The sequence below is a fragment of the Helicobacter suis HS1 genome (assembly GCF_026000295.1).
Lineage (GTDB): Bacteria > Campylobacterota > Campylobacteria > Campylobacterales > Helicobacteraceae > Helicobacter > Helicobacter suis.
In genome coordinates this window covers 664581-690937 of record NZ_AP026769.1, presented here as the reverse complement: position 1 = coordinate 690937, position 26357 = coordinate 664581, and the positions used below count along the sequence as shown (strand labels likewise).

The following is a 26357-nucleotide window of genomic DNA, read 5'->3' as shown; positions in this document are numbered from 1 at the left end:
ATCCTTTAGATTTTTGAGGGTTTAGGGTTTCTTAAACGGATATGTAATTCTCGTAACTGCTCCTCTGAAGCGCTACTAGGGGCCTTGCTTAATAGACAAGTGGCCTTTTGAGTCTTAGGAAAAGCAATCACATCGCGGATACTAGGCACTTTGGCTAAAAGCATGATGAGTCGATCAAAGCCCATAGCAAAGCCTCCATGGGGAGGCGCGCCATACTGGAGTGCCTCTAATAAAAAGCCAAATTTCTCTTGGGCTTCTTGTTCACTAATGCCTAAAATCTTAAAAACCTCTTTTTGAATGGCCTGCTTATGGATACGGATACTCCCCCCTCCTAATTCCACTCCATTAAGCACAATATCATAAGCAATAGATTGTATTTGAGTTGGTTTACCTTCTAAATTTTTAGGCATCGTAAAAGGGTGGTGAGCAGCGCTGAGTTTACCCTCTACTTCCTCAAACATGGGAAAATCCACAACCCATAAAAAATTAAAAGCCTGAGAATCGATCAGATTTAAATCCTGCCCTAACTTAAGACGCAAACGCCCCATATAATCTAAAATGACCTTTTTTTCTCCTGCACCAAAGAAAAGAATATCGCCCACTTTAGCCTGAGTGCGTTTAAGAAGTGTTTCTAAAGCAGCCTCAGAGATAAATTTAACCAAAGGACCTTTTGCTCCCTCTTCTTTCACTTGGATATAGGCTAATCCTTTCGCACCAAACTGGCGTACAAATTCCTCAGCCTCGCTTAAATACTTGCGGCTTAAAAGGCGATCGCCTCCCTCTACTCTTAAAGCCTTAAAGCGGTTGTTGTAAGAATCACTAGCAATCTTTTTAAAAATCTCATTGCTTGAATCTACAAACAAATCCCCCACCTCTACAAGGGGCATTTCAAAGCGCAAATCCGGTTTATCACTCCCATAAGATTCGGTGGCTTCTTGATAAGTTAAGTGTTTAAAGGGAGGGGTAATTTCTACACCCACACAGCTAAAGACCGCCTTTAAAAGCGTCTCAGCCACCTCTATTACATCTTCTTGCGTACAAAAACTCATCTCTACATCAATTTGGGTAAATTCTGGCTGTCTATCCGATCGTAAATCCTCATCTCTAAAACATTTGACAATCTGGTAATAGCGATCCATTCCAGCAACCATTAAGATTTGTTTGAAAAGTTGGGGGCTTTGGGGGAGAGCAAAAAATTGCCCGTCGTGTACGCGGCTTGGGATTAAAAAGTCTCGCGCGCCCTCAGGGGTTGTTTTAGAAAGCATAGGGGTTTCAATCTCTAAAAAATCCAAAGAATCCAAACAATCGCGTACGGCCTTAGCAACTTTACTGCGCATTTTAAAAATCTCATAAGCCTTAGTAGAGCGCAAATCTAAATAACGATACTGCAAACGCAAATCCTCATTAACACTATTATCACCAATGCTAATAGGCGGGGTTAGACTCTTGCTTTCAATGCATAGATGGCTTAGTACAACCTCAATTTGGCCGGTTTTAAGTTTAGGGTTTTCTAAACCCTTTTCCCTAGCACGCACCACACCCTCAACAATGAGTACATCTTCATGCCTAACTAAACTAGTCTGCTCATAAGCTTTAGAGTTTGGATCACACACCAACTGCACCAGCCCGCTTTTATCCCTTAGATCAATAAAGATCACCCCCCCATGGTCGCGGTAATTATGACACCAACCACAGAGTTTAACACTCTTTTTAAGATCAACTAGACCTACCTCTGCACATAACTGCGTTCTTAGCATGATTAACCCTTCACTTTTATTTGAGATATTCTTGTAAGAGTTCTTGGATTTCATCAGGGTGGGATTTGATCACAAACCCATCGGCATGCAAAGAATCGGCTAGTTGTTTATTAGATTCGCTACTCATAGATGAGTTAATGATAACGGGTAAATGTTTGGTTCTAGCATCCGCTTTAATGCGTCTAAGCACTTCAAAACCGGAGACAACAGGCATTTCTAAATCCGTTACAACCGCCCCGACTTGATCGATCATGTTTTCAGAAAATAAACGCTTAAGCAGTGCATCGCCATTGGGGAAAGCTTCGTATTTTAAATGCAAGCTAGAAATAATTCTTTCCAGATGATGCATGGCCACCTGAGAATCCTCAGCGATAAAAATGAGTTTATCGCTTTTAATGGCATCTACAAACTGGGTTTTGAGTTGATCGATCTCTTGCATGGCTGGGAAGGTCTCTACTAGCATTTTTTCTACATCTAAAATTTGAATCACGCGATCTTGCTCAAAGCGCGTGATCGCGCTCACTTTGCCACCCGTATTAAACCCCTGTTTATCCCCCACACTCACCTCAGCCCAATTTTTATGCACGATGCATTTAATCGCAAAGATTTTAAGCCCCACCACACAGCCTGAAAACTCGCACACAACCACTAAATTTTTATCACTCTGTACAGAGGCTTGGCTTAAATCTTGATTGGGAAACTTAGAATCAAAATATAACCACCGCCTAACATCAATGAAAGGTACAGATTCGCCACGAATGGTTAGAAAACCTAACATCATGCTATCATTTCCACCTACCGTTTCTGTAACATCTCCATCATAATGGATAATTTCGCGGATTTTAAAGATATTAATCGCATACAGTTCAGCATCGTTATTTGCATCGCTATCTAAAGTAAAACACAGAAACTGGGCTTCATTATTCAGGTGGAGAGAAATAATGCTATCAATGTCGCCAACCAAAGTATCCCTTCTTAAGCTAATCTGACCTAAAATATTAAAATCCTGATTATAGCAAAGACCAGCAAATGATCCAAACTTTTGAGGATTACAAACACTTAGTAGACAAGCTTTGCCAGTACGCCTATCATTACTATGTACTAGCTAGCCCGTTAATTAGCGATGCAATCTACGATCAACTTTATCGCCAAGTACTAGATTATGAAACTAAATACCCCCAAAACATTTTACCCTATTCGCCCACCCAACGCGTGGGTGGAGTGGTGTTAGAAACTCTGCCCAAACACACCCACAAGGTACGCATGTGGAGTTTAGAGAATGTTTTTAATTTAGAAGAATTACAAGTATGGATTAATCGTATTGTAGAATCTGAGCACGCGCTTAAAACTAAGGGACGAATCTCTCAAACATACCCTAGCGCCTCTTTTACCCGTTTTACTTGTTCGCCTAAACTTGATGGGGCTTCGCTGAATTTATATTATGAAAACGGGCAATTACAAAGTGCGAGCATGCGAGGCAATGGTTTAGAGGGTGAATTAGTAACCCACAATGCTAAAACGATCCACTCAATCCCTTTAATCATTCCTTATACAAAGCCTATTGAAATTCGCGGGGAAGTGGTGTTACAAAGAGAGGATTTTAAAGCCCTTAATGCAGAGCGCCTTAAGCAAAATCTCCCCCTTTTTGCTAATGCTAGAAACGCTACTGTTGGGAGTTTGCGCCAACTTGATTCTAAAATTGCCGCCCAAAGAAAACTCACCTTCTATCCTTGGGGTTTAGGATTAGTGGAGGAAAAATACACCAGTTTAAAGCAAAGCATGCAAATGGTGAAAGATTGGGGGTTTTTGTCTTTAGAATTTGTACTTTGTGAAAGTTTAGAGGCCATTGAAGAAACCTTTAAACTCTTTCATACAAGGCGCTCTGAGGTTACTTTTGATGCCGATGGTATGGTGGTGATGTTAGATGATTTATATTTGCAAAGTATTTTAGGCTTTACAATCAAATCCCCGCGCTTTGGTTTTGCGTATAAATTCCCAGCTACAGAAAAACACACCAAACTTTTAGATGTACTTAATCAAGTGGGGCGTAGTGGGGCGATCACGCCGGTAGCGCTTTTAGAGCCCATTAAGCTAGAAGGCGCTTGTATTTCTAAAGCCACTTTAGATAATTACACCCAAATCCAACAACAAGGCCTCATGATCAATGATACAGTGGTGATTGTGCGCAGTGGCGATGTGATTCCTAAAATCATTAAACCACTAAAGCATTTGCGCAATGGCACTCAAAAACCAATCACACCTCCCACCCATTGCCCGGCATGCCAAAGTGTACTACAAAAACAGCCCTTAAATGTGTGCCCTGAGTGTAATCTGCCTTTACTCTTAAAAAATAAGCCTAACTTTTGCCCCAAATGCCAAATCCTTTTTAAAAAATACACCCATTGCCCGGTGTGCCAAACTCTCTTAGGCAAACAGCATAAAAAATGCCCACAATGCCAAAGCGATGTAACATTTCCTAAGCATTGTTTACAATGTGGCGGGGATTTAGAGTTAAAAGAATATTGTTACCGCTGTGATCTGGATTTAAGTAATAAAGATCGCTACCTTTTTTGCCCTAATAAGGATTGTATGGCTAGAGTTAAAGAGAGCATTGTTTATTTTGCCTCTAAACATGGGTTAGAAATTAAAGGTTTAGGGGATAAAGTGGTGGCGCAATTACTACAAGCAGGGTTAATTAAAGGGGTGATTGATCTTTATAGCCTAGAGGAAAAAGCCCTACTTGAACTAGAGGGTTGGCAACAAAAAAAAGCACAAAATCTATTACAAGCCATTACCAAAAGTAAGCAAGCGCCCTTGTGGCGTTTTATTAGTGCTCTTGGGATTGAACACATTGGCAAAGGCGCAAGCAAGATTTTAGCGCAGCATTTTGGGCTAGAGGTGTTTGATAAAACTTATCAAGAAATTGCTAGTTTAGAGGGGTTTGGCGCAAAAGGATTAAAAGAGGAGGAGAAAAAAATAGCCGCTTCTTTTGTGCGTTTTGTGAAGGAAAATAAGGGTTTAATCAAACAACTTTTAACTCTTGTAAACCCCATAGCCACAGAGAAAAAAATAACCCCCTCTTTTTTTAAAGATAAAAAGATCGTGATTACAGGCAGTTTAGAAAAACCGCGTACAGAAATTAGCGCATTGCTTGAAAGTCTAGGCGCACATGTACAAACTGGGGTGAGTTCTAAGACAGATTTACTCATCTATGGGGAAAACCCCGGGAGTAAATTAGAAAAGGCTAAAAAGCTAGGGATAGAGGTGATGGAGGAGGTAACTTTTTTAGAGCGTCTTAAGAGTGAGGGGAATGGTTAAATAAAACATTAACCTCATTATTTTCAAAAAAACCACCCATTTGCTTTTTTCATTTACTTTAACCCGCTAGACTTTTCCCGTTAATTTTTTAAAAAAAGGATCTTCCATGTTTAGCCTTTCTAAATTTCACGGGGGGGGTGGTTAACTCTTCTTACTTTCCTCTCTTTTTCCTCTTTAGCTTTTTTACTTGTTCTTAAGGAGCTTGCATGCCTAATGTCTTAGAAATGGCTAGCTACCTTCAGAATCAAGCTTCTAATGCGGTTTCTTCCGATTCTTCTTCTAAATCTTCTGTGAACCATGAGAAAACGAAGTATGAGCAAATCCAAGACTACATTGAAGCCAAACACAAACAAGAAAAACAAAGACTAGATGGGGATCAAGAGGCTGGACCTTTGCCTTTATGGTATTACAAGGGAGATAATTTAACAGCCTATGAGGATTATTTAAAGGCTAGCCAACAAGATAATGCAGAAGCCTATTTAGAGTTAGGTAAAATGGCAAAAGAGGGCATTGTTTTACCCCAATCTTTCCTACTAGCACATTTTTATTTTAACAAGGCCATTGAGCTAGGCTCTATCCGAGCCTTAAGCCATTTAGGGTTTTTGTATTTGGATTTAGCAGAGGGTATAATTAGTGGGGATAGAGAGAAAATAGCAGCACAACTAGGGGTGGATGCAACAGAGGGGGATGAGTTTAAAGATGACAAGTTTGAAGATGAGATGATTAAGCGTGCCCGTGCGTGTTTTGAAAGTGCACATGTGTTAAAAGATGGGTGTGCTAATACAGGGCTAGAGAGAATCGATCATATAGAAGGAGATTATGGCAACTGGTTTATCTGGGAGGGGAATGATTGTAGCACTGATATTGAAACATTTGATGAGGAGGCAATTGTTAGAGAGCAAGAAATCAAGGGGGAATGTTTTCATAAACATAAGTATTATTACGGATATGACAGCGATTACGAATATGATGATGTGCAACATCTTATAGATAGTAATCTTGATGATAGTTTTGGTAGTGATAATGAATTTGATACACTCTTTTGTTTTGGCTTTTATGCCACAATGGATGGGGTGAATGCCCGTTTGTATTTGAGTTGGTTAAAAACCATTTATAAGCTCCGCGGTGATCGCACTAAAAAAGAGGAACAACAAGAAGCCTATGAAGATGCAAAAAAAGAGTATGAAGAGGGCATGGAGCTTGGGAGTGGGCGCTGTGCTTTAGAGTTAGGGGAATTGCGCAATAGTTTTTGGAATGGATGTAGAGAGTTTGGTGGCGCACGCTATAAACTCTCCACTTCTAAACGAGATGCAAAAACCCTAGAATATAACCACACCACCCTTGCTTGTTTTAAAAGAGCTGTGGAGTTGCGTTTTAATAACGCTATTGAGCCTTTAATAAAGCTTTTAGAAAAACAGCAAGAATTGCTTGAAAAATTAAGTAAACATCCTAGCCATGCAATTTTAAGCACACAATACCAAGCAGATTTAAAACAAGCAAAAGCTTTTGAGTTAGCTATTAAAGAGGCTGAGGCTGAGGATTTTAAACAGATCAAACCAGTAACACTCATGCCTAATTTTGCTAAAAATGTAGATTTTATAGCACCAGAACAAAAAGCTAAAAAAGAGGAGCAAAAAGTTAAACCCTTGTGGCAATATGGCAGAAACACCAAACAAGCCTTTAAAGATTACATGGAGGCTAAAGATAAAAATAACTCTTCTGCTTGGATAGAACTAGGTAAGATGAGCTTATTAGGTGTTGTGGTGCCCCCCGATCCAATCGGGGCTATGGTGTGCTTTATTAAAGCTAAAGAACTTGAGAATTTACAAAGCTATTATGGGGAGTTGTTGAGTTGTGTAGTTTGGGAAAAACTGAGAGATGATCTGGATATTCTGGTTATTGAAAAAGAGGGTTTTAACCCAAATTATGAAACACCTCTTAAAAGCACAGAGTTAAAAGAAGATCAATGCTTAATTTTCCCAATCAATAAGCCAGCCGATGGGATGATAATGGGAGTGAAGATAGTAGATGGTGATGATGTTGAAGTAGCACTGGATGATATTTGTGCAGGTGCTGGAATATATAATCGGGTGTTTGAGCAAGAAGAGTGTAGGGGGATATGGTATATGTATGACGGTAGAGAACGCCCTTGGTGGAATAAAACCGATTATGAGGAGGTTATAGGGGCTATAGAGAAGGCTATAGAGAAGAATCCAGAGGGTGATATGCAAGCATGGTATGGGCTTTTACGCATAAGTGCTGGGTTGGGCTGTGAACAACTCAAAGAGGTCGGCGATCTAGAGCTCATTACTATTAATTGGCATGATGATGGTGAAGAGTACATAGAGGATGTAATAGGATTATCTCATGCATATCATTATGTAAAAAGAAGAAATGGAGCTGAAGAAATCTATAAAAATCTAGCGCACGATGCAGCTAATGAAGGGTATTCTAGTCTTGAAAAAGCCATTGCTGATGGTTTTATAGATGGGTATTGGTTTTTAGGGACTGATGGGTTTGTGCAGGACTGGTTAGTTGGGTTTTATAGAGCCTTAGAACTGGTGCGGGCAAAAACAATTGAGCGTTATGGAGCTGATGATTATGAGGGGGTTGAAATTTATTCAGATGAGGTTGAATACGAGGAAGGTTTAGTCCCAGAGATATCTGATGATCTAGGCAAGGAGTTTTATGAGGAAAAGAGAAAACAAGCCCTTTTAGAAGGGGCTGAGGCTGGATCGGCTATGTGTGCTGCAGAAGCTTATGAGTGGATTGGGGAGGAATTAGAAGGGGAGTTTGCACAGCGCAACGCACAGATTGCATTTTTAACCCCTTTCTTTGAGGAGCAAAGATCTTTTAGAGTGTTAGATAAATTGCTTGAAGTGCTAAAAGAACAAATTGATTCGTATGAGGAGGATTTAATCTCATTACCACGCGATGAAGAAGAGCACTATGAGCAGTATAAAGAAGCCTATGAACGCTACACAGCACTTCTCAAGCAAGCAGGCTGGAGTGTAGAGGAATTAAAAGCCTATTATTTTTTCAAAAAAACCACCCATTTGCTTTTTTCATTTACTTTAACCCGCTAGACTTTTCCCGTTAATTTTTTAAAAAAAGGATCTTCCATGTTTAGCCTTTCTAAATTTCACGGGGGGTGGTTAACTCTTCTTACTTTCCTCTCTTTTTCCTCTTTAGCTTTTTTACTGGGGTGAGTTCTAAGACAGATTTACTCATCTATGGGGAAAACCCCGGGAGTAAATTAGAAAAGGCTAAAAAGCTAGGGATAGAGGTGATGGAGGAGGTAACTTTTTTAGAGCGTCTTAAGAGTGAGGGGAATATCCAAGACTACATTGAAGCCAAACACAAACAAGAAAAACAAAGACTAGATGGGGATCAAGAGGCTGGACCTTTAATCACGCTAGAGGTGCTCAAAGAGGCTAAAGGTCCTGTGTCTATTTATGATCTTTATACAAAGGCACAAGAACTTTATGATGCGGGTAAGATTGATAAAATGTTTAGCATAGCTAAAGATAAAGCTGATAAAGCTTACTACCCCGTGTGGCTAGCCCTAAGAAATGGTGAAAAATTGCCCTTTGTAAAGGTTGCTGATTATCCCATCACCATTGCGCTTAAAGAATATGCGGGGAATGTGAGCACAGAAAGCATACAGGCTAAATCTAAAGAGAATAATTGTTATGAGCGTCGGTTACACCCCCTAGTGGCTTATTTTGCCAACGAAAAATGGGGCACACACACTAAAACTATTGATCACACTAAGGCAAGCAAGGCAAGAGCGGGTAAATTTGAGTGGCTCTATCCGGATATGGTGGGAGCAAGCTTTGCTTATAAGGATTTTGATCCTGCTTTGCGTGAATTTGTAGAGAAATTCGATCTGTTGCCTTTAAAACTCTTTTCTTTTGAGCTCAAACAAGAGATTAATTTAAGCAATTGTAGAGAACACTACTTTCAGGCAATTAGCAATAGCTCTTGGGCACATGAGGGGTATTTAGTAGCAGGGAAGATAAATACTGAAGATCATGATTTAATGGACTTGTTAAAACGCTTACACGCTAGCTTTGGCATTGGGGTTATTTTGCTTGACACCGAGGACATGCTAAAAAGCCGTGTGCTTTTTAACGCCCGCTTTAAAGATAATTTAGATCATACCATGCTAGGTGAGTTGTCCAAAAACTCCCCTGATTTTCAAGAGTTTTTAAAGACTTTAAGCCTTTTTCACGGCGCAATTAAGGCAAACATGAGCGAACAAACCAAATTTCAAGGCTTTGAAGAAGTCTTCTCAAGCCATGATAAATTAAAAGAATACATCGAGCTGGAGTTAAAAGAGACTCAAAAGGTTTAGCTTGCTTAATCTGTGGCTTGTGCTTTAGATAGATCAATCTTAAGAGAGGAGGGAAAAGCTATGACTGGATAATAGCCTTTAAGGGGTGCTCAATAAGAGCAGGTTAGGGGTTTGTTGTTTAAACTTTTAAAATTTTTAAGGAGAAGATCATGGCGATTAGTACAGCGGTTCAAAAGGGTTCACATGTTTATGTCTATGATGAGAAAAATCATCAGTTTTATGTCTATGATGAAAAAGGACACCAAACAGGCTCACATCACACTTGATCACCTTTGCACTATTAGCCCCTAGTTAAAGTTAAACCCTTGTGGCAATATGGCAGAAACACCAAACAAGCCTTTAAAGATTACATGGAGGCTAAAGATAAAAATAACTCTTCTGCTTGGATAGAACTAGGTAGAACAGATACAGCTAATCTACAAGAGAGCATGCATGCCTTAATGTATCTAATTATGAGTAAACGCACTATCATCACTAATCAAAATATCTAACCTACTGGGGAGTTGTTGAGTTGTGTAGTTTGGGAAAAACTGAGAGATGATCTGGATATTCTGGTTATTGAAAAAGAGGGTTTTAACCCAAATTATGAAACACCTCTTTATTGCACAGAGTTAGAGGATAGTTTAAAAGAGTTTCAAGAAGAACATCTAACAAAATGTTTAGAAAAAATAGAAGAAGGCATGGAACTACACCACAAAATGGATACACGCTTAGGTTGGGATGAACAAAACCCTAAATTAAGTTTGGAAGGCAAAACACCAAAAGAAGTGGCGTTTAAAGATGATATGTATGACGGTAGAGAACGCCCTTGGTGGAATAAAACCGATTATGAGGAGGTGTTTTTACCCAATATTAACCAGAACTTGAAGGTTTTTGAGGAGGCTTTGGGGGATTATTTGCATTGCTAAAGTTGCAGTCTGAGTTAGTATAACCATGTAACCGCCAAAGCCACTAAGCATAACCTTACTAGAAGATTACATGGGAGCAACCAGTAAACCTGCACTTAGACACTCTTTGGGGCTAAGTTCTCTTTCAAACTCTTTAAAGGCGGCTTTAGAAACCCATTAAGGGATTTTACAAAGTTTAAAGCCCCAACGCATTTTTGCAAACCAACGCGTCATTTATTAAAAAGCGTAAACTCAAAGATCAAAGATGCATTAACTAGAAATGTTGTAACACAGTTCAGAGACCCCAACCACTCAAGGTGGCTGGGGTTTTTGCTTAAGGCGGGAAAAGCTTTAGTGCGAGCAACCACACCCGCCCCCGCAACATTTACCGCTAGATTGTCCTTTTAAAATTTCTTGTTCAGAAGGTTCTCTAAAGCCTAAAACCTTGAGTTTAAAGCTCAGTTCTTTACCGGCTAAGGGGTGGTTATAATCTAGCATCACCATGTGATCGCTAAAATCTTTCACACTCACCTGTACACTCTCTTGGTTTTCCCCTTGTCCAAATAAAGTCATGCCTCTTCTTAGCTTAATATTTTCAAACTGATCGCGAGGGACTTCTTGGAGGTAATCATTGTGGTATTCTCCATAAGCTTCATGGGGAGGAATTTGTAAGGTAAGGATCTCTCCAACTTTAGCCTGCGCAACTGCCTTTTCAATCCCAATAATCACCTGCCCTGCTCCCATTAGAAACTCTAATGGTTGTTTACCAATATTAGAATCTAAAACCTCTTGGGTGATGTGATCGCGAACTTCATATTCAATAATGGCAATTTGATTTTGCATAAACATCCTTTCTTGTGGTTTTGTGCTCAGTATTTTAGCGTGTTTTTGTCTTTTCTTCTAAAATAACTTGTGCTTTTTTGCCCTGCGGGCTTTCTGGGTAGAGCTCAACAAGAGAGCGCAAGAATTTATGGTAGTTTGTCCAATCTTTAAGTGCTCTGAAGGCAAAAGCTGTATGCCAGAGTAAAATTGGCATGTAAGAGGTTTTATCTTGAATCAAGGCGCTTTTTTTGAAAAGTTCAATAGCCTCTTTGTAGGCATTATCCATATAAGCAGCCTCACCTGCTAAGTAGGCATAATATGCTGGTCTGTAGGGCAAATTCGCTAACCAGACAAAGCGCACCTTAGCCTGTGCATATTGTTTTTGTCTAAATAACTCTAATGCTTCTCTAGCAATGGCTTCTTTTTTTGAAGGGTCTTTATCAAAGGAAGGGGTATTTTGTTTTGTTTTCATCTGGAGCATTTGCTCTTGAATGGCGCCCAAATCTTTTAACTTTTGGGTGTTAATGTTAGCTTGTGTATCAATAGATTTTTGTAAGGCTTCTAGTTTGGTTGCAAACTCTGCATGTATTTGTGCTAATAATTTATTGGTATCATCAGTTTTTTTTTCAAATGCGGCTAGGGCTGCCTGATTAGCCTGTATCTGACTTTTAAGGTTATTGATCAAATCTGCTTGTTGTTTTAAAAGATTGGCCTGCATGTCTTGCATGCTCTTAAGCGTCTTTAAAGTGTTGGCATGCACAACAAGCGTATCGGTTGCTCCTTTAAGCTTAAACGCCTGGCCTTCTACCAGACTTTTTAAACCATCCTGCCCTTGTAAAAGCGTATCTGTCTGGCTTTTAAGAGTGGTGAGGATATCTTGTAAGTTTTTATTACTAGTTTTAAGAGTGTTTAACTCCTGTTTGGTAGCCCCGCTTTGTAAGTCAAAGGCTGAGGGCTCGGCCATTAAAAGAGCACCCACTAAAGAAAGGCAATAACGCACCCTATTCTTCTACGACCTTAATATCAACACGGCGGTTTTTGCGATAACATGTTTTATTCTTTTCTTGACAACTAGGTTTAGTTTCTCCAAGACTTACTACGCGGATTGTATCTTGGGCAATCCCTTTAATGATAAGGGCTTGTTTGACACTTAAGGCGCGTTTATTAGCCAAAGCAAAATTATACTCCCCACTGCCAAATTCATCTGTGTTACCCTCTAAAAGTACTTTCATCTGAGATTCTTTGATCTTTTGGGCTGCTTGATCAATGATACTTTCCATATCTGCCCGGATATCGTATTTATCAAAGCTAAAATACACTTGCCCTACAACAGTCCCGCTTTCTATTTGTGGTTTTGGTTTTTCTTGTGGAGCGGGTTGTTCATGCACTTGCTCTTTGGGCACTGTCTTATTTTCTGGAGGTTGAGAAGCGACTTGTTGTGCACTTGGCGGTGTCTGCTGCGCTGCTGGTGTAGAACCTACTTGCCCAGAACACCCCACCATCAATACAAACGCTAACACAGACCCAGACAAGACCCACTTTTTCATAAAATTCCTTTAATCCAGATTACAAATAGGTTTAAATTATACACGCTACTCTCTTAACAGCCTATAAATTATTACCAATCAAAGGATTGGATTTCCAAATTCTCTAGTGGAAAAAGATAACTTTGGTTTGAATCTAGCAAAATCACCCCTAGCGCACTTTGCGATGCTGCCTTTTTTAAAAACATCACAGCTTTACCGTCGTAAGAAAAACGGGGCATTTGATTAACCCCGCTTACAGTTAAACGCCGGACATAATCGCTTTTAAGGGTGATGAGATGTAAATTAAAAGTACTTTGCCCATTGGCATCTTTATCCTCACGGCTAACATACACGATATTATCCCCAGAAGCTGTTATCGAATCGTTATTTTTGGCATAAAACACCACCTGTTCTACTGGGGCATTTTCACGGAGTTTTTTAAGATAGATATTAGGATAACCAGAGCGATCGGAAACAAAAACCATAGCCTTTTCATTATCTACAAAAGTACCCATTACATCAATGCCGCTATAAGTTGTTAAGCGTTTAAGACTTTTTTTCAGAGTGTCGTAGAAAAAAATATCAGTTTGTCCATCTGGAGCGAGAGATAAAAGTAATTTATCCCCATTTTTACTCACACTAGAAACAGCGGCCATGCCAGAACTTTGTGTGATCGCCTCACTTTTACCCGTGCGTATATCGTATTTGATGATCGTGGGCTCGCGTAGATACTGGGTAAAATAAATCGCGCTTTGATCAGCATTTGCCCATTTGGGGAAAATATTTAAAAGATTATTTTTAATGATCTCTTGTTGGTAGGATAGCGTATAATCGGCTACAACAATACTAGTTACTCCCGGGCTTAAATATTTAGCAAACACCACCATGCGCTGCATCCAAGCAATAGAGGGGGCTTGGATTAAAGCGTTGGTATCAATAGCTACACGGTGGGCAATAAAGGGGTAGAGTGCTTTTGTGTTAAACTCGTAATCCTTGCTAGCTTTAATAGAACGATTAGCAATGTCATAAAGAGTTGCATGGATTTGGTGGTTTTGATCTGCTTTGATCTCTACTAAAATCTGAATACCTTTTGTAGCTAGACTATCATAAGAGGGGGTTTGTGTTTGTATCTGTGGTGCGCCCATTACTTCAAAATGCCCGCTTATTTTTAGATCAGAGGCTAATAGACGGGCAATTTTTTTTAAATAGGGGTCTGTATTCTGATAAAAAATAGCAACTTTGGGTAATTTTCCAATGGTTTTAACAATGTCTAGGGTTGCATCGGTGGCTAACAAAGAAGAATAGCACAACAAAAAAAGCCACAAAATCCGCATTACTGATCCTTTGTTTTAAAATTCACCCTCAAGGTGATCGTGCGCTTTTGAGGGTTGGGGGGGAATGTTTGCTTTTGTAAAGAGAGTAGAAGCGTTTCTATTTCTTTGTTATAAGTTGCAAAGGGCGAATATTGCACAATGCTAAAGCTTAATTGCCCGGTTGTAGAGATCGTGATGAGCACGCCTACAGAAGCCTTTTGATAAAAACTAAGTTTCCATTTAGCATAAAGAATTTTATAAATTTGTGCAAACCACTTTTTTTCCTCCTCAGAGGAAGGGCTTTCTTCTTTAGGGATTTGTAATTCCATGTGTTTATCTTGCAAGGTTTTAAGGCTGCTATCAAATTGATTAAGGCTATCTTGTAGCGCCTTAAAATCCTTGTTGTGTTGGCTGAACTGGATATTACGCAATAATTCCTGCGCGCGTTTGATTTGCTGGATCTCTTTTGGGTTAATGGAGGCCTTTTTATCAGGCAGGGCAGCAAATATGTTTTTAACACCTAAATCCTCTTTAAAGGGATTTGGATTACTTGGCAATTTAGTAACATCGCTAATAAAATCTACATCTAAAGTTTGATCAGGCAAAGTTAAGGGGCTATCTTTTTGGTGTTGTAATAAGAGAAATAAAAGGAGAGCATAACACAGAAGGGCTAGAAAACCACTACCAAAGAAAAAACCTTTATTTTCCATTAGGCACTAGTAACTAGAGAAACCTTGTGAAATCCTGCCTCTCTAATATTCTTGAGAAGATAAATAATTTTGTCATAGGTTAATCGTTTGTCTGCTCGCACATGGACAGCTATATCTTTATTGTATTTTTTAGCCAAAAGGTGAAAAGAATCCGGGAAAGAGGCAAAGCTATAAACTTTATCATAAATATAAATTTTACCCTGAATATCCATGCGTATTTCTAAAATCTGAGCTTTAGGAGCACGGGCACTTGGAGAACCTTTGGGCAATTTAATGTCTTCTTTATAAGTGATAGTAGGCGCTGTAAGCATCAAAATAGCTAAAAGTACTAGCATAATATCCACTAAGGGCGTGATATTAAGCTCAGGTTTATCGCTATCCCAACCTTCAAAATCCATTATTGCATGCCTTCCTTAGCAATGAGCATATCAATTTGCATTTGTACATAAACGGATAAATCGTAAACTTTGCGCTTTAAGATGAGAAAAAAGGAATAAGCCGGAATTGCGGTTAAAATACCTGCTGCTGTGGCCACTAGAGCTTTAGAAATAGTAGGAGCGATAACATCAAAAGAAACTTGCCCTCCCAAATGCCCAAAGGTTTCTAAAATTTCTACCACCGTCCCAAAGAGTCCAACAAAAGGTGCGGTGCTAGCAATAATGCTAAGTACCACAAGCCCGGTGGTGTTTTGGCGCAATAATTGGCTTTTCCACACAGCTAGCCACTCTTTAGAAGGTTTATCCATGTGTGCGGATTTAAATTGTAGGTCTTTTTGTGCGCCTCCCATAATGGCTTCTAAAGATTGCTTTTCTTTCAGGATATTAGTCTTAATAGAAACATACTTATAAAAAAAGACCCATAAGGTTAAGATAAAATAAATAGAAAGAAGGATCAAGACAAAAAGAGTAACAAGCCCACTACTGGCTAAGAAATTTTCTACTAAGGCCATAGCTTATCTTAGACCATGCGCTTCAATTTTAGCAATCACGCTAGAAATAGCTAGGCGATCGGAAGTGGCATCCTCTAAGAGTTTTTTAGCCTTATACACTTCATCATCACCCTTAATAAAGACCGCCCCATCGGCTAAAATATCCACACTCTTATGTTTAACTTCCACATAACCCCAATTAATAGCAATTAGGCTCACCTGCCCCCCTCTTTCAATCTCAATCACGCCGCTTTTAAGCAAAGAAACCATATTGCTATGCCCCTCTAAAACCCCAAATTCTCCCTCTTCTCCGGGTAAGGTGATGCGATCTACCCCCCCTGAAAAGATAGAGCCCTGAGGCACTACGATACTAACCAGTAATCCCATGCACTTCCTTTAAGATGCGTTCTTTTTATCCTTGCCTTCAGCCTTCATTTTTTCATATTTTTCCATCACTTCTTGGATACTACCCACCATGTAAAAGGCATTTTCTGGTATCTCATCGTATTTACCCTCTAAAATCCCACCAAAGCCCTCTAGGGTTTCTTTAAGGGTTACATACTTACCCGGACTACCTGTAAAGACCTCAGCCACAAAGAAAGGTTGGGAGAGAAATTTTTCTACCTTTCTAGCGCGTTCTACAATCTTTTTATCCTCCTCAGAAAGCTCGTCCATGCCCAAAATAGCGATGATGTCCTGTAAGTCTTTATATTTTTGTAAGATTTGCTGGGTACCTGTGGCGATGCGGTAATGCTCATTGCCAATTACCTGCGCGTCTAAAATCCTTGAAGTAGAATCAAGCGGATCAACAGCTGGATAAATCCCCTTTTCTGCAATTTTACGATTAAGCACTGTGGTGGCATCTAAATGCGCAAAAACAGAGGCAGGAGCCGGGTCTGTTAGATCGTCTGCAGGTACATAAACGGCTTGAACAGAAGTAATAGAGCCGTTTTTAGTAGAAGTGATGCGTTCTTGGAGTTTACCCATTTCGCTAGCTAAAGTAGGTTGATAACCTACCGCTGAGGGTACACGCCCCAAAAGCGCAGACATTTCCGCTCCAGATTGGGCGTATCTAAAGATGTTATCAATAAACATCAAAATATCCAAGCCCTTTTCATCGCGGAAATATTCAGCCATAGTCAGACCCGTAAAAACAATGCGATTTCTAGCCCCGGGTGGTTCATTCATTTGTCCATAACATAGGGCTACTTTATCTAACACCCCCCCCTCTTTCATTTCATGGTATAAATCATTGCCCTCTCTAGTGCGCTCACCTACACCGGCAAAAACAGAATAACCGCTATGTTTGTAAGCTACATTATGAATCAATTCCATAATAATGACGGTTTTACCTACACCCGCGCCCCCAAAGAGCCCCACTTTACCGCCTTTAGAATAGGGTGCTAGTAAATCTATCACTTTAATCCCGGTTTCAAACATCTCGGTTTTAGTGCTTTGCTGTTCAAAAGAGGGAGCAGCACGGTGGATAGGCCATTTAATGGGTTCTTTAAGGGGTTCTTGGTTATCAATCACATCACCCACGACATTAAAGATACGGCCTAGCACCTCCTCCCCCACAGGTACTTCAATCATTTTACCCCGCGCCATGACTTTTTGTCCTCTTGTAAGCCCTTCTGTCATGTCCATTGCAATAGTGCGTACGCGGTTATCGCCCAAGTGAGCCGCTACTTCTAAGACAAGCTCTCTAGCCTGATCTTCAAAGTGATAACTAACATCTAGAGCTTCATAAATAGCGGGCAAATAGTTTTCAAATTCCACATCTACAACAGGCCCCATGACCTGAATAATTTTTCCTTCCATGTTTCTCCTTTATTTGATCGCTTCTACACCTGCATTGATTTCTACCAACTCAGTTGTGATTGCCTCTTGACGGGCTTTATTATAGGAAACAGTGAGGGTGCGTACTAAATCAGTTGCATTATTAGTCGCCGTATCCATAGCCTGCATTCTAGCGCTGTGCTCTGCTGCTAGCGAATCTAGCAAAGCATAATACATGTTAAAATCAATGAATTTTTTAGCCAAAGAATCTAAGATCGCCCCCTCCTCATCATCAGGTTCAACCACAATCCCCTCTTTTTCCTCTTGCATACTATCATCTTGAAGATGCGTACCAAAATCTAGGGGTAAAATGGTCTGGATTTTGATCTCTTGAGAGATCATGTTTTTAAAACCATTATGAATAATAAGTACACTATCTGTTAACCCATTTAGATAATCTTGCACGGCTTTATTAATAAAAGCACTGGCTCTATCATAATCAGGTGTAGAGCTTAAATCTAGCGCTTGATCTAAAAGGCTAATGCCATTGTAGGTAAAATACGCCACGCCCTTTTTGCCAACTCCGCGCAAACGCACCTTGATATTTTGATTCTTATAAGTATTGATTAAACGCATCACCTCTTTAATCGTTGTGGTATTAAACCCACCACACAAACCTTTATCAGCGGTAACAAAGATGATGTCAATTTTCTGGACTTCTAAGTGTTCTAATTTAAGAAAATACTTACTCTCAATGCTTTTTAAACCTCTACTTTTAACTTTCGCGCAAATATCCGCAAAGACTTCATTAAGTTTTTGGGCAAACACCCTAGAACGGCGCGTTACTTCCTCTGTTTTTTTAAGTTTAGAGGTAGAAACCAGTTTCATAGCACGGGTGGTTTTTTGGGTATTTTTAACACTGGCAATTTTTTTACGGATTTCCTTTAGGCTGCCTCCCATATCTTTCTCCTAGAGAGTTAGACTTAGTTTAAATTCTTCAATCGCCACTTTTAGCATAGTCTCTAAATCTTTATCTAATGCCTTTTTAGTGCGGATATCCTCAAGGATATTAGGGTATTTAGACTCTAAAAATGGATAAAGGCTTTCCTCAAAAGCCACCACTTTTTTAGTGGGTATCCCATCTAAAAAGCCCTTAACTCCGGCATAAATCATCACGATTTGTTTTTCAATGGGCAAGGGAGAATAGGGGGGTTGTTTGAGTACCTCTACCATTCTTTGCCCGCGCTCAAGCTGTTTACGGCTCGCCTCATCTAAATCAGAGGCAAATTGGGCAAATGCTTGCAATTCGCGGTACTGTGCTAAATCCAAGCGCAAAGTTCCGGCTACTTGCTTAGTGCCCTTAATTTGAGCCGCTCCCCCTACCCTAGAAACAGAGAGGCCTACATTAATCGCTGGGCGAATCCCGGAATAGAATAAATCGGTTTCTAAAAAAATTTGCCCATCTGTAATAGAAATCACATTAGTAGGGATATAAGCAGATACATCGCCTGCTTGGGTTTCAATAATGGGTAGAGCGGTTAAAGAGCCTGCCCCTTTCTTATCACTCATTTTAGCAGCGCGCTCTAACAATCTGGAATGGATATAAAACACATCGCCCGGGAAAGCCTCACGCCCGGGAGGCCGTCTTAAAATCAAAGAAATTTCGCGATAAGCCACAGCATGTTTACTCAAATCGTCATAGACAATGAGCGCATGCCGTCCTTGATCTCTAAAATGCTCCCCAATTGTTACCCCAGCATAGGGAGCGAGGTATTGCATGGCCGGCGAGGCAGAGGCTGGGGCATTAATCACAACGCTATATTCCATAGCGCCGTATTCTTCAAGTTTATGCACCACCTGAGCCACTGTAGACTCTTTTTGCCCGATAGCAACATAAATACAGATCACATTTTGATCTTTTTGATTAATGATTGCATCAATGGCAACAGTGGTTTTACCCGTTTGTTTATCCCCAATGATAAGCTCGCGTTGCCCGCGCCCAATAGGCACAAGCGCATCAATGACTTTAATACCGGTTTGTAAAGGTTCATGCACGGATTTACGATCCATAATCCCCGGGGCTTTTTGTTCTACAAAGCTGAAAGCATTAGCTTCTATGGGCCCTCTGCCATCAATGGGTTCGCCTAGTGTATTAATCACCCGCCCCACGACCGCATCGCCTACGGGTACTTTCATAAGTTGTTTGGTGCGTTTAACACTTGTACCCTCTTTAATATTTCTCCCCCCACCAAGCACAATCACCCCGACACTTCCTTCTTCTAAATTAGAGGCCAAGCCCCTATCGCCGGTATCAAATTCAACCACCTCATAAGACATCACATCTTTAAGCCCATAAACTTTAGCAACGCCATCAGCATAAGCAATCACCCGCCCCACTTGCGTGATATTAATATCAGGCGCAAAACTTTCAATGCGTTCTTTAATGATAGCGCTAATTTCTTCTGCTTTTAATTTTAACAATTTATCTCCTTTGTGGTTTTACACCGCTTCCATAATGTACCGTTTGAGTTGTTTAAAAAAATAGTCTTTATAAAATGCAATCTCAATTTCTAAATCCGGAATGTCTAACCGTAACCCCTCTTTATCTTGATGGAATATTTTAAGTTCCAAAGAGATATTTAGATAGGCTGAAACCTCCTGTTTTAACTGCTCTGCTTGTTCTGAAGGGATATTTTGGTTACAATACAAATAGCCTTGATAGATATTTTTCTTGCGCTGTGTCTGTGCTAATAACTCTTGATAAATTAAAGGCAAAAGAGAGAGTCGTTTATGGATTGTTAAAAGAGCGATTAGATTATGCAGTTTGCCCTCCTTTTGCTCTAAAAAGGAAGTGAGAATGTCTTGTTTTAGCGATTCTGGATAGTAAGGAGAGGCAATTAACTCTAAAAAATCCGGGTGGTTATAAAGCGCACAGATAGTTTCTAAACCCCCCATAGTGGCCTCAAGTTCCTCTGGGCTTAAACTACGGCGTAAAGCCTCTGTATATTTTTTAGCGATGAGCGCAATCATTGCACTACTTTTTGGTGGATTAGGCGCATATAAACGGGCATGTCAAGGGCAGTTTCTGAAGCATTAAAGAGGGTGTCTAAAACCTCTGCAATCGCCTCTTCTTGCATTTTTTCCTCCTCTTTTTCTTGCATAGAGCGGTAGTTTTTAATCAATTTTTCAATCATAACTTTAGACTGCTGATCGTATTTTTGGGTGAGCAAATAGGCTTCTTGTTTAGCATTTGAGACAATTTGGCTAGCTTGTTGTTTAGCTTGTTCTAGGGCGGATAAGGCCTGTTCTTTTTCCTCTTTGATAGACTGGCGTTGATCCTGTAAACTGCTTAGCTTATCAGAAATTTTAGAACGCCTTTTAAGTAGCGCTTTTTTAAGCATACTGCCTGTGAAGTACCACAAAATCCCCAAAAAGAGCAAGAAATTTAATACCCGCATTACAATATCTGTTTGCCCCACTTGCATAGGTGTACCAGCAACCATAGCGCTTAAAATCATAACCCCAACCAACACACGCTGTAACAAAACCAACCTTAAACTTGAGATATTTTAAGCTTTAAAGAAGCCTCTAAAGCTGGCAAATCCTGCGATAATTGTAATTTTAAATTACTTTTAGTTTCCTTTAATGTGGCACAAAACTGGCGGTACTCCTTATTAAGTTCCTCCTCTTTTTGGGCCACTACAGACTCATAATTGGCATGGGCGCTAGAGAGCGCATCTTGTAAAATTTTATCCGCTTGAATCCGCGCGTCCTTAAGAAGGTCTTGTGCTTCTTTTTTGTAAGCAACCACTTCCCTTTGGATTTGCTCAATGCTTCTTTGATCTTTAGCTACTGCCTCTTTGCGCGCGTCTATATTGGCCAAAATAGGGCGGTATACCCAAATGTTTAGCAAGAATAGCAAAACCAAAAAGGTTACAAAGACCACAGCCATTAAGTAAATATTAATTGAAATGTTCATGGTTTAATCCTTAGGTGTAAGTGCGCATTCTAACAAAATCTAACTTTCTGATGGCTTAGCGGTTAGCGTGGTAAATATTGCCCGCAATTAATAAGCCTCCATCTTCTAAAATCTGGGCTTGTTGTAAAGAAATGCGATCATTTTCATGTGTAAAAAATTGGTTTTGGTGGTTGCGGGTAAAATCTTGGCAATAGGCGTTATAAACATCTTGCCAGCTAGGTTTTGTTTCTAATTTTTCTAAAAAAGTGCATAAAGTAGTCTCAGGGCATACATCTAGCGCGCCATAGTGCTTAGATTCTAAATTAAGCCCAATCCCACAGATTAAAGTATGGCGATAAATTTGAGTCATCACTCCTCCGATCTTACGCCCCTCTTTATAAAGATCATTAGGCCATTTAAGCCACACCTCAGATTTGCCAAGTTCATGCAAACTCTCTTTAAAAAGATAACCAAAATATAAACTCCAACTTTGTGTGGGTACTCCTACTTGAATCTCCCATGCAAAAGAAAAGGTTAAAGCTCTTTGTACACTCTCCCACTTTTGCGCACGGCTACCCACACCAGCACTTTGGTATCTAGCCCACACACAAATAGGCGCGCTTAATCCCCCTTTTTTAATTTGTTCTACTAAGTATAATTGGGTGGAGGGTAGGGTTTTAAAATATAAGATTCTCACTAATTTAAAATCTCCCCAACTTTCAAGCGTTTCCCGCTTAAATAACTCTTAGCGGCGATCTTTTGTTTGCCCGGAGCTTGCAAGGTTGCAATTTTAAGTACACCTCTTAAACAACCTACCAAAACACTCTCCCCCTCTAAGGCTAGAATCTCTCCTTCTTGGTGGCAATCTTGAGTATTGATAAGTTCAATTCCAAAAAGCTTCAGCCCACTTTTTAAAAAAACACCCGGCCACGGGGTATAAGCTAAAGATTTTAAATACACGGTTTTAGCGCTATCAAATGCAACAAGCCCGTTTTCTTTGCTGATTTTCTTACAATAAGTGGCTTTGGTGTGATCTTGGGGAATGGGGGTAATTTGTTCTAGTTGGTTTAAAACCCTTGCTACTAATCTAGCTCCCATACAAGCTAACCGCGTACCTAATTCCTCAGCGTTATAATCCCTATCTTTGATAAAAGAATCCATACCTAAAATATCCCCCGCATCCATCTGAGCGCTCATTTTAATCACGCTCACCCCAAATTCGCTTAAATCATGTAAAATCATCTCTTGTATGGGTGATGCGCCCCTAAATTGGGGTAAAAGCGAGCCGTGCAAATTAATACAGGGGACTAAATTAAGAAGTGATTGGGGTAAAATTTTACCATAAGCCACCACTACAACCACATCAGGCTTAAGATTTTGGATAGTTTGTAAAGTCAAATCATCTATTTTTAGGGGTTCAAAAACAGGGATAGGTAATTGTTTTTCTTGGATAAAAACCTTAGTGGCACTATCTTTCATTTGCTGTTGTCTGCCAAAAGGTTTACTAGGCTGGGTGATCAAGCCCACCACTTCAAACCCCTCTTCTAGCAAATGCGCAAGCACCACTTGGGCGAATAAAGGAGTTCCCATAAACAGGATTTTCATGCTGCTTTTTAAAAATTTGTTCCACCCTCCCTCAGATGACTAAGGCACACAAGATACCAAGCGGCTCTGCTGTGTTTCCACCCTGAAGCATTAGCTTAATACCCCATTGCATAGGTCTAAGGAAAGGCTGGCGGACTTTATCCTAAGTTTGCTTACATTTTGATAAAATGATAGGTTAAACTAGGAGAGAGAAATGCCTAAACGAAGAATAGGAATTGCATTAACTACGGCTTTTATTTTCTTGTTGTTTTTAACCGGTTGTACAGGAGGTCGCGCACAATTACAGCATTTTGATCAGCTCTATTACACCGGTTCTCTCTTCTCTAATGCCTACGCCTTTTCTAAAAAAATGGCTAAAAAAAACCATAGCAATATTTTATTATGGGATTTACAAAAGGGAATGAGTGCTTTAATGGAAGGGGATTACTCTAAATCTTTGCACGCACTTGATGCGGCTGAATTTAGATTTAACCACCACCAAAACCTCCTTACAAAATCTTTAAGCACCGTAGGGGCTGTTTTTGTTAATGACAATGTGCGCACTTATACCGGTTTTCTGAAGCATTAAAGAGGGTGTCTAAAACCTCTGCAATCGCCTCTTCTTGCATTTTTTCCTCCTCTTTTTCTTGCATAGAGCGGTAGTTTTTAATCAATTTTTCAATCATAACTTTAGACTGCTGATCGTATTTTTGGGTGAGCAAATAGGCTTCTTGTTTAGCATTTGAGACAATTTGGCTAGCTTGTTGTTTAGCTTGTTCTAGGGCGGATAAGGCCTGTTCTTTTTCCTCTTTGATAGACTGGCGTTGATCCTGTATATGACAATTTGATTAACCCTGTTGTTTCCTATCTCTCTGGCCTTTTTTTTGCGCTAGATAATGATACCTCTAAGGGACTAGATTATATCAAGGAGGCCTATGGAATCAGCCATTCTACAACTATAGGGGAGGATTTACTCTTTTTTTCCCACCCATCATCTAGTAGATTCACATGGATTTTTATTGAAGATGGCAAACAAGCCACCAAAAAGGAATTTAAAATTAATATCCCTCTCCCCACGCCTGATGGCATTTATGATGCCAGTTTAGCCCTCCCACAACTCAAGGTTGGCCGTGATTTTCATAATTCCTTTAGCCTACGAATCAACAACCAGCAACAAGCATTTGAACCTTTGTTATTTTTAGATGGCTTAATTGCTAGCGAATTTAAAAAACAACTCCCCTATATCCTCACAAGAGCCATTACCTCAAGTGTGCTTAAATTAGGCATTGAAGCGGTGTCTAATCAATATTTGGGTCGGCTAGGGGGGTTATTTTCCTCTCTTTATGCGGCTGTGAGTACTTCTGCTGATATTCGTTCTGCTAGTGTATTCCCCCATAAAATTTACATCTTACGCATAAGCAATTCTCATAAGAGTCGCGTGCATATCCAAGCAGATGGGCAAGATATTTATACCTTTGCTTTCAAGCATTGTCTACCAAGTACTGCACCAGAACCTAACACCTATTGTTCCAACCAAAACCATATTCTTTATATCCGTAGTTTTGAATTTGGTAGTATTGTGCGGACTTTGTGGTGATGTTAACTATAGTTATGCTAGGATAAGGCGACTAGTTTAAGGGAGTTTTTTATGTTAGTTGCAAAAAAACCTTGGGTGACTCTTTTAAGTTTACCTCTCATTCTCCAAGCAGTTCCACAAATGCCACATTGGTATCAAAATGCCCCTAAAGGGGTAGGGTATTTCTATGGGAGTGGCATGGCAGATACTAAAGAAGAGGCTAAGCAAAAGGCACTCAATGATTTGGCTAGTAGTATCTCTGTGCATGTTTCTAGTAACACCACAAGCGACACCACCCGTATTGATAAAAAGATCACAAAACATTCTAGCCAAAATATCCAACTTATTGTAGATTCTATTAAGTTTGTTAATGTCCAGACAGATAAGGAGGAATGTTATAGACATGTGTGTTATACCCGCTTGCGTTTGGATAAAAATATCTTTTTAAATCTTTTATCTAAACGCTATACAGAGGCCTATAACACGCTAGCCCCTTTAAAGCCGGCTAAAGGGTGTCGGGGTATTTTTATCAAGCAAAAACAGCAAATCCAAAGCGTTTTGGATAAGTTATTGCCTTTGCAAGAAATATTGAGTGCCTATGGCCGTGCTTATATGCCTGTCAAGTTTTACCAAAACATCATCAAGGATAATAGCCCCAAGCCTAAGGCCAATCTTGTATTTAGCAATGGAGCGGATAATGAAATTAGCGATGCCATCACCGGTCAATATGCCCGCTTTATCCAGCAGACTAGTGATCCGGGGTATTACCGCATTGAAAATAAGATTTATACCAGTGAGGGCAATGGGCAGTTTCATATCGGGCTAGACATTAACATTAAAAATTGTCAAGGGGATATTATTTATTCTAAACACATCAATGCCGATCAAAACACCCGTGGGGCTGCAATTGAGCGCACTAAAGCCCAAGTGTTTAAACAAATGAGGAATTATCAAAATGGCGTGGGGGCGGGTACGGCTGATGTTAACTCGGATAAGATAGAGTTTTAGACTCTCTCCAACTAATCCTTTGTTTTTGCAAGGTCTGTAAGTAGCGGATGTGGTTTTCTTGGAGGAGATCGCGCTTATTTTCCTTGTGGCAAACATGGTAGGTTATCGCGCAGAATTTGAGTATTTTCATCACACCTTGATTAAAAAGAAAACGGGCAACAAATTCGCTATCCTCTCTGCCCCAGCCAATAAAGTTTTCATTAAACCCATCAATGGCTAAAAAATCTTTTTTACTAAAACTCATGTTGGCGCTACGAACGCCCTTAATCATGGTTTTCTTTTGAAAAATATGGCGCGTGATTTGGTGGCATTTATAAACAAGATAGGCTAGAGCTAGATTGCGGTAATTTTTATAAGACCTCTTAGAATGGGTCAAAGACAGATCTCTTTGGCTTAAAATCTTTTGACTCTCTTGTTGTGTTAAAAAAATCCGCCCTCCTTGCAATAAAACTTTAGGGTGGGCAAAGTATAAATGATCGTAGATGAATAGAGGGCTAAGGATGGTATCTGTATCTATGATAACAATGTACTCTCCACGCGCTTCTAAAATGGCATTATTACGACTCTTAGCAACTCTAAAACCTGAATCTTCTTGCCAAATATGTTTGAGTGATATGCCTTTTTGTTTAAAAGAAGAAACATAGCTCTTAATTAAAAGCGCGGTGGATTGCTCACTCCCATCATCAGCGATTAACACCTCATTAGGGAAGACAACTAAATGCAAAATTGAATCTAACACTAGACTTAAATGCGCTTCTTGGTTATAAGTTGTAACGATAAGAGAAACCGTTTTAAAGTAGACATTCCTCATAAGAGTAACACCCATCTTTGGCC

28 protein-coding genes and 1 other RNA gene are annotated in these 26357 nt (G+C 39.9%); 8 read left to right on the top strand and 21 right to left on the bottom strand.

From position 1 onward, the window contains the following. Window positions 1–5: 5 nt before the first annotated feature. Window positions 6–1757, bottom strand: a complete 1752-nt coding sequence (aspS, locus tag OO773_RS03795) for an aspartate--tRNA ligase (RefSeq protein WP_034375135.1) — start codon at window positions 1755–1757, stop codon at window positions 6–8. Window positions 1758–1773: 16 nt separating this feature from the next. Continuing rightward, on the bottom strand, window positions 1774–2721 hold the full coding sequence (locus tag OO773_RS03790) for a chemotaxis protein (RefSeq protein WP_034375133.1): 948 nt from the start codon (window positions 2719–2721) through the stop codon (window positions 1774–1776). A gap of 65 nt (window positions 2722–2786) precedes the next feature. On the opposite strand from OO773_RS03790, the gene ligA reads away from it, so the two are divergent. From ligA to OO773_RS03765, 5 genes are all read left to right on the top strand, one after another. Next, window positions 2787–5075, top strand: coding sequence for an NAD-dependent DNA ligase LigA (ligA, locus tag OO773_RS03785; RefSeq protein ID WP_073115546.1), 2289 nt, complete (start codon window positions 2787–2789; stop codon window positions 5073–5075). 206 nt (window positions 5076–5281) lie between these two features. Then, on the top strand, window positions 5282–8161 hold the full coding sequence (locus OO773_RS03780; protein ID WP_264828698.1) for an SEL1-like repeat protein: 2880 nt from the start codon (window positions 5282–5284) through the stop codon (window positions 8159–8161). A 65-nt stretch (window positions 8162–8226) separates the two neighbouring features. After that, a complete protein-coding gene (locus OO773_RS03775) occupies window positions 8227–9432 on the top strand; it encodes an HrgA protein (RefSeq protein WP_264828697.1) in 1206 nt (401 codons plus the stop codon). Window positions 9433–9737: 305 nt separating this feature from the next. Beyond that, window positions 9738–9923: a hypothetical protein gene (locus OO773_RS03770; protein WP_264828696.1), complete on the top strand. Its 186-nt coding sequence runs from the start codon at window positions 9738–9740 to the stop codon at window positions 9921–9923. 15 nt (window positions 9924–9938) lie between these two features. Continuing rightward, on the top strand, window positions 9939–10340 hold the full coding sequence (locus OO773_RS03765; RefSeq protein ID WP_264828695.1) for a hypothetical protein: 402 nt from the start codon (window positions 9939–9941) through the stop codon (window positions 10338–10340). 330 nt (window positions 10341–10670) lie between these two features. Here the strand turns inward: OO773_RS03765 and OO773_RS03760 are convergent, their stop codons facing one another. The 17 genes from OO773_RS03760 to ffs all read right to left on the bottom strand — a co-directional run bounded on the left by OO773_RS03760 (window position 10671) and on the right by ffs (window position 23083). Next, window positions 10671–11168: an FKBP-type peptidyl-prolyl cis-trans isomerase gene (locus tag OO773_RS03760; protein ID WP_073115549.1), complete on the bottom strand. Its 498-nt coding sequence runs from the start codon at window positions 11166–11168 to the stop codon at window positions 10671–10673. A 28-nt stretch (window positions 11169–11196) separates the two neighbouring features. Beyond that, window positions 11197–12141, bottom strand: a complete 945-nt coding sequence (locus OO773_RS03755; protein WP_006565000.1) for a tetratricopeptide repeat protein — start codon at window positions 12139–12141, stop codon at window positions 11197–11199. A 1-nt stretch (window position 12142) separates the two neighbouring features. Continuing rightward, window positions 12143–12688 (bottom strand): OmpA family protein, encoded by a 546-nt coding sequence (locus OO773_RS03750; protein WP_006564622.1) that lies wholly within the window; start codon window positions 12686–12688, stop codon window positions 12143–12145. A 71-nt stretch (window positions 12689–12759) separates the two neighbouring features. After that, the gene (gene tolB / locus OO773_RS03745; protein WP_006564623.1) at window positions 12760–14001 is read right to left on the bottom strand and encodes a Tol-Pal system protein TolB; all 1242 of its coding nucleotides are present in this window, start codon (window positions 13999–14001) and stop codon (window positions 12760–12762) included. Next, window positions 14001–14690, bottom strand: coding sequence for a TonB C-terminal domain-containing protein (locus OO773_RS03740; RefSeq protein ID WP_006564624.1), 690 nt, complete (start codon window positions 14688–14690; stop codon window positions 14001–14003). Before OO773_RS03740 ends, tolB begins: the two co-directional genes overlap by 1 nt. Next, on the bottom strand, window positions 14690–15088 hold the full coding sequence (locus OO773_RS03735; protein ID WP_006564625.1) for an ExbD/TolR family protein: 399 nt from the start codon (window positions 15086–15088) through the stop codon (window positions 14690–14692). Before OO773_RS03735 ends, OO773_RS03740 begins: the two co-directional genes overlap by 1 nt. Then, window positions 15088–15639, bottom strand: a complete 552-nt coding sequence (locus OO773_RS03730; RefSeq protein WP_006564626.1) for a MotA/TolQ/ExbB proton channel family protein — start codon at window positions 15637–15639, stop codon at window positions 15088–15090. The genes OO773_RS03735 and OO773_RS03730 overlap by 1 nt, the downstream gene beginning before the upstream one ends. A 3-nt stretch (window positions 15640–15642) precedes the next feature. Beyond that, window positions 15643–16005 carry an ATP synthase F1 subunit epsilon gene (atpC, locus tag OO773_RS03725; RefSeq protein WP_006564627.1) on the bottom strand — a complete coding sequence of 121 codons (363 nt, stop codon included), beginning with the start codon at window positions 16003–16005 and terminating at the stop codon, window positions 15643–15645. A 9-nt stretch (window positions 16006–16014) separates the two neighbouring features. Beyond that, window positions 16015–17439, bottom strand: coding sequence for a F0F1 ATP synthase subunit beta (atpD, locus tag OO773_RS03720; RefSeq protein WP_006564628.1), 1425 nt, complete (start codon window positions 17437–17439; stop codon window positions 16015–16017). A gap of 9 nt (window positions 17440–17448) precedes the next feature. Beyond that, window positions 17449–18357 carry an ATP synthase F1 subunit gamma gene (atpG, locus tag OO773_RS03715; protein ID WP_006564629.1) on the bottom strand — a complete coding sequence of 303 codons (909 nt, stop codon included), beginning with the start codon at window positions 18355–18357 and terminating at the stop codon, window positions 17449–17451. A gap of 9 nt (window positions 18358–18366) precedes the next feature. Beyond that, window positions 18367–19878, bottom strand: coding sequence for a F0F1 ATP synthase subunit alpha (gene atpA / locus OO773_RS03710; RefSeq protein WP_006564630.1), 1512 nt, complete (start codon window positions 19876–19878; stop codon window positions 18367–18369). 18 nt (window positions 19879–19896) lie between these two features. Next, window positions 19897–20427 carry a F0F1 ATP synthase subunit delta gene (locus tag OO773_RS03705; RefSeq protein ID WP_006564631.1) on the bottom strand — a complete coding sequence of 177 codons (531 nt, stop codon included), beginning with the start codon at window positions 20425–20427 and terminating at the stop codon, window positions 19897–19899. Beyond that, window positions 20424–20942 (bottom strand): F0F1 ATP synthase subunit B family protein, encoded by a 519-nt coding sequence (locus tag OO773_RS03700; protein WP_231102778.1) that lies wholly within the window; start codon window positions 20940–20942, stop codon window positions 20424–20426. The genes OO773_RS03705 and OO773_RS03700 overlap by 4 nt, the downstream gene beginning before the upstream one ends. 8 nt (window positions 20943–20950) lie before the next feature. Further along, on the bottom strand, window positions 20951–21376 hold the full coding sequence (locus tag OO773_RS03695; RefSeq protein ID WP_073115552.1) for a F0F1 ATP synthase subunit B family protein: 426 nt from the start codon (window positions 21374–21376) through the stop codon (window positions 20951–20953). A gap of 55 nt (window positions 21377–21431) precedes the next feature. Then, window positions 21432–22052 (bottom strand): biotin--[acetyl-CoA-carboxylase] ligase, encoded by a 621-nt coding sequence (locus OO773_RS03690; protein ID WP_006564634.1) that lies wholly within the window; start codon window positions 22050–22052, stop codon window positions 21432–21434. Continuing rightward, window positions 22052–22960, bottom strand: coding sequence for a methionyl-tRNA formyltransferase (fmt, locus tag OO773_RS03685; RefSeq protein ID WP_006564635.1), 909 nt, complete (start codon window positions 22958–22960; stop codon window positions 22052–22054). Before fmt ends, OO773_RS03690 begins: the two co-directional genes overlap by 1 nt. A gap of 25 nt (window positions 22961–22985) precedes the next feature. Then, window positions 22986–23083, bottom strand: an RNA gene (ffs, locus tag OO773_RS03680) — signal recognition particle sRNA small type. Between the two features lie 70 nt (window positions 23084–23153). Between ffs and OO773_RS03675 the strand changes: the two genes are divergently transcribed. Continuing rightward, the gene (locus tag OO773_RS03675) at window positions 23154–23528 is read left to right on the top strand and encodes a hypothetical protein (RefSeq protein ID WP_264828694.1); all 375 of its coding nucleotides are present in this window, start codon (window positions 23154–23156) and stop codon (window positions 23526–23528) included. Here the strand turns inward: OO773_RS03675 and OO773_RS03670 are convergent. Then, complete coding sequence (locus OO773_RS03670) at window positions 23485–23661, bottom strand: ATP synthase subunit B family protein (RefSeq protein ID WP_264828693.1); 177 nt, start codon at window positions 23659–23661, stop codon at window positions 23485–23487. The two genes, OO773_RS03675 and OO773_RS03670, sit on opposite strands and share 44 nt — an antisense overlap. A 122-nt stretch (window positions 23662–23783) precedes the next feature. Between OO773_RS03670 and OO773_RS03665 the strand changes: the two genes are divergently transcribed. Then, window positions 23784–24536 (top strand): hypothetical protein, encoded by a 753-nt coding sequence (locus OO773_RS03665; protein WP_264828692.1) that lies wholly within the window; start codon window positions 23784–23786, stop codon window positions 24534–24536. Between the two features lie 51 nt (window positions 24537–24587). Beyond that, window positions 24588–25523, top strand: coding sequence for an LPP20 family lipoprotein (locus OO773_RS03660; RefSeq protein ID WP_006564637.1), 936 nt, complete (start codon window positions 24588–24590; stop codon window positions 25521–25523). On the opposite strand, the gene OO773_RS03655 is transcribed toward OO773_RS03660, so the two are convergent. After that, window positions 25498–26349, bottom strand: a complete 852-nt coding sequence (locus tag OO773_RS03655) for a glycosyltransferase (RefSeq protein ID WP_034375125.1) — start codon at window positions 26347–26349, stop codon at window positions 25498–25500. The genes OO773_RS03660 and OO773_RS03655 overlap by 26 nt on opposite strands. Between the last annotated feature and the right edge of the window lie 8 nt (window positions 26350–26357).

What these genes read in the sequence shown, in the direction of transcription:
- aspS (WP_034375135.1), bottom strand. Translation starts at nt 1,757, where the DNA reads ATGCTAAGAACGCAGTTATGTGCAGAGGTAGGTCTAGTTGATCTTAAA.
- ligA (WP_073115546.1), top strand. Translation starts at nt 2,787, where the DNA reads ATGATCCAAACTTTTGAGGATTACAAACACTTAGTAGACAAGCTTTGC.
- OO773_RS03780 (WP_264828698.1), top strand. Translation starts at nt 5,282, where the DNA reads ATGCCTAATGTCTTAGAAATGGCTAGCTACCTTCAGAATCAAGCTTCT.
- OO773_RS03760 (WP_073115549.1), bottom strand. Translation starts at nt 11,168, where the DNA reads ATGTTTATGCAAAATCAAATTGCCATTATTGAATATGAAGTTCGCGAT.
- OO773_RS03750 (WP_006564622.1), bottom strand. Translation starts at nt 12,688, where the DNA reads ATGAAAAAGTGGGTCTTGTCTGGGTCTGTGTTAGCGTTTGTATTGATG.
- tolB (WP_006564623.1), bottom strand. Translation starts at nt 14,001, where the DNA reads ATGCGGATTTTGTGGCTTTTTTTGTTGTGCTATTCTTCTTTGTTAGCC.
- OO773_RS03740 (WP_006564624.1), bottom strand. Translation starts at nt 14,690, where the DNA reads ATGGAAAATAAAGGTTTTTTCTTTGGTAGTGGTTTTCTAGCCCTTCTG.
- OO773_RS03735 (WP_006564625.1), bottom strand. Translation starts at nt 15,088, where the DNA reads ATGGATTTTGAAGGTTGGGATAGCGATAAACCTGAGCTTAATATCACG.
- OO773_RS03730 (WP_006564626.1), bottom strand. Translation starts at nt 15,639, where the DNA reads ATGGCCTTAGTAGAAAATTTCTTAGCCAGTAGTGGGCTTGTTACTCTT.
- atpC (WP_006564627.1), bottom strand. Translation starts at nt 16,005, where the DNA reads ATGGGATTACTGGTTAGTATCGTAGTGCCTCAGGGCTCTATCTTTTCA.
- atpD (WP_006564628.1), bottom strand. Translation starts at nt 17,439, where the DNA reads ATGGAAGGAAAAATTATTCAGGTCATGGGGCCTGTTGTAGATGTGGAA.
- atpG (WP_006564629.1), bottom strand. Translation starts at nt 18,357, where the DNA reads ATGGGAGGCAGCCTAAAGGAAATCCGTAAAAAAATTGCCAGTGTTAAA.
- OO773_RS03705 (WP_006564631.1), bottom strand. Translation starts at nt 20,427, where the DNA reads ATGATTGCGCTCATCGCTAAAAAATATACAGAGGCTTTACGCCGTAGT.
- OO773_RS03695 (WP_073115552.1), bottom strand. Translation starts at nt 21,376, where the DNA reads ATGAACATTTCAATTAATATTTACTTAATGGCTGTGGTCTTTGTAACC.
- fmt (WP_006564635.1), bottom strand. Translation starts at nt 22,960, where the DNA reads ATGAAAATCCTGTTTATGGGAACTCCTTTATTCGCCCAAGTGGTGCTT.
- OO773_RS03675 (WP_264828694.1), top strand. Translation starts at nt 23,154, where the DNA reads ATGCCTAAACGAAGAATAGGAATTGCATTAACTACGGCTTTTATTTTC.
- OO773_RS03660 (WP_006564637.1), top strand. Translation starts at nt 24,588, where the DNA reads ATGTTAGTTGCAAAAAAACCTTGGGTGACTCTTTTAAGTTTACCTCTC.
- OO773_RS03655 (WP_034375125.1), bottom strand. Translation starts at nt 26,349, where the DNA reads ATGGGTGTTACTCTTATGAGGAATGTCTACTTTAAAACGGTTTCTCTT.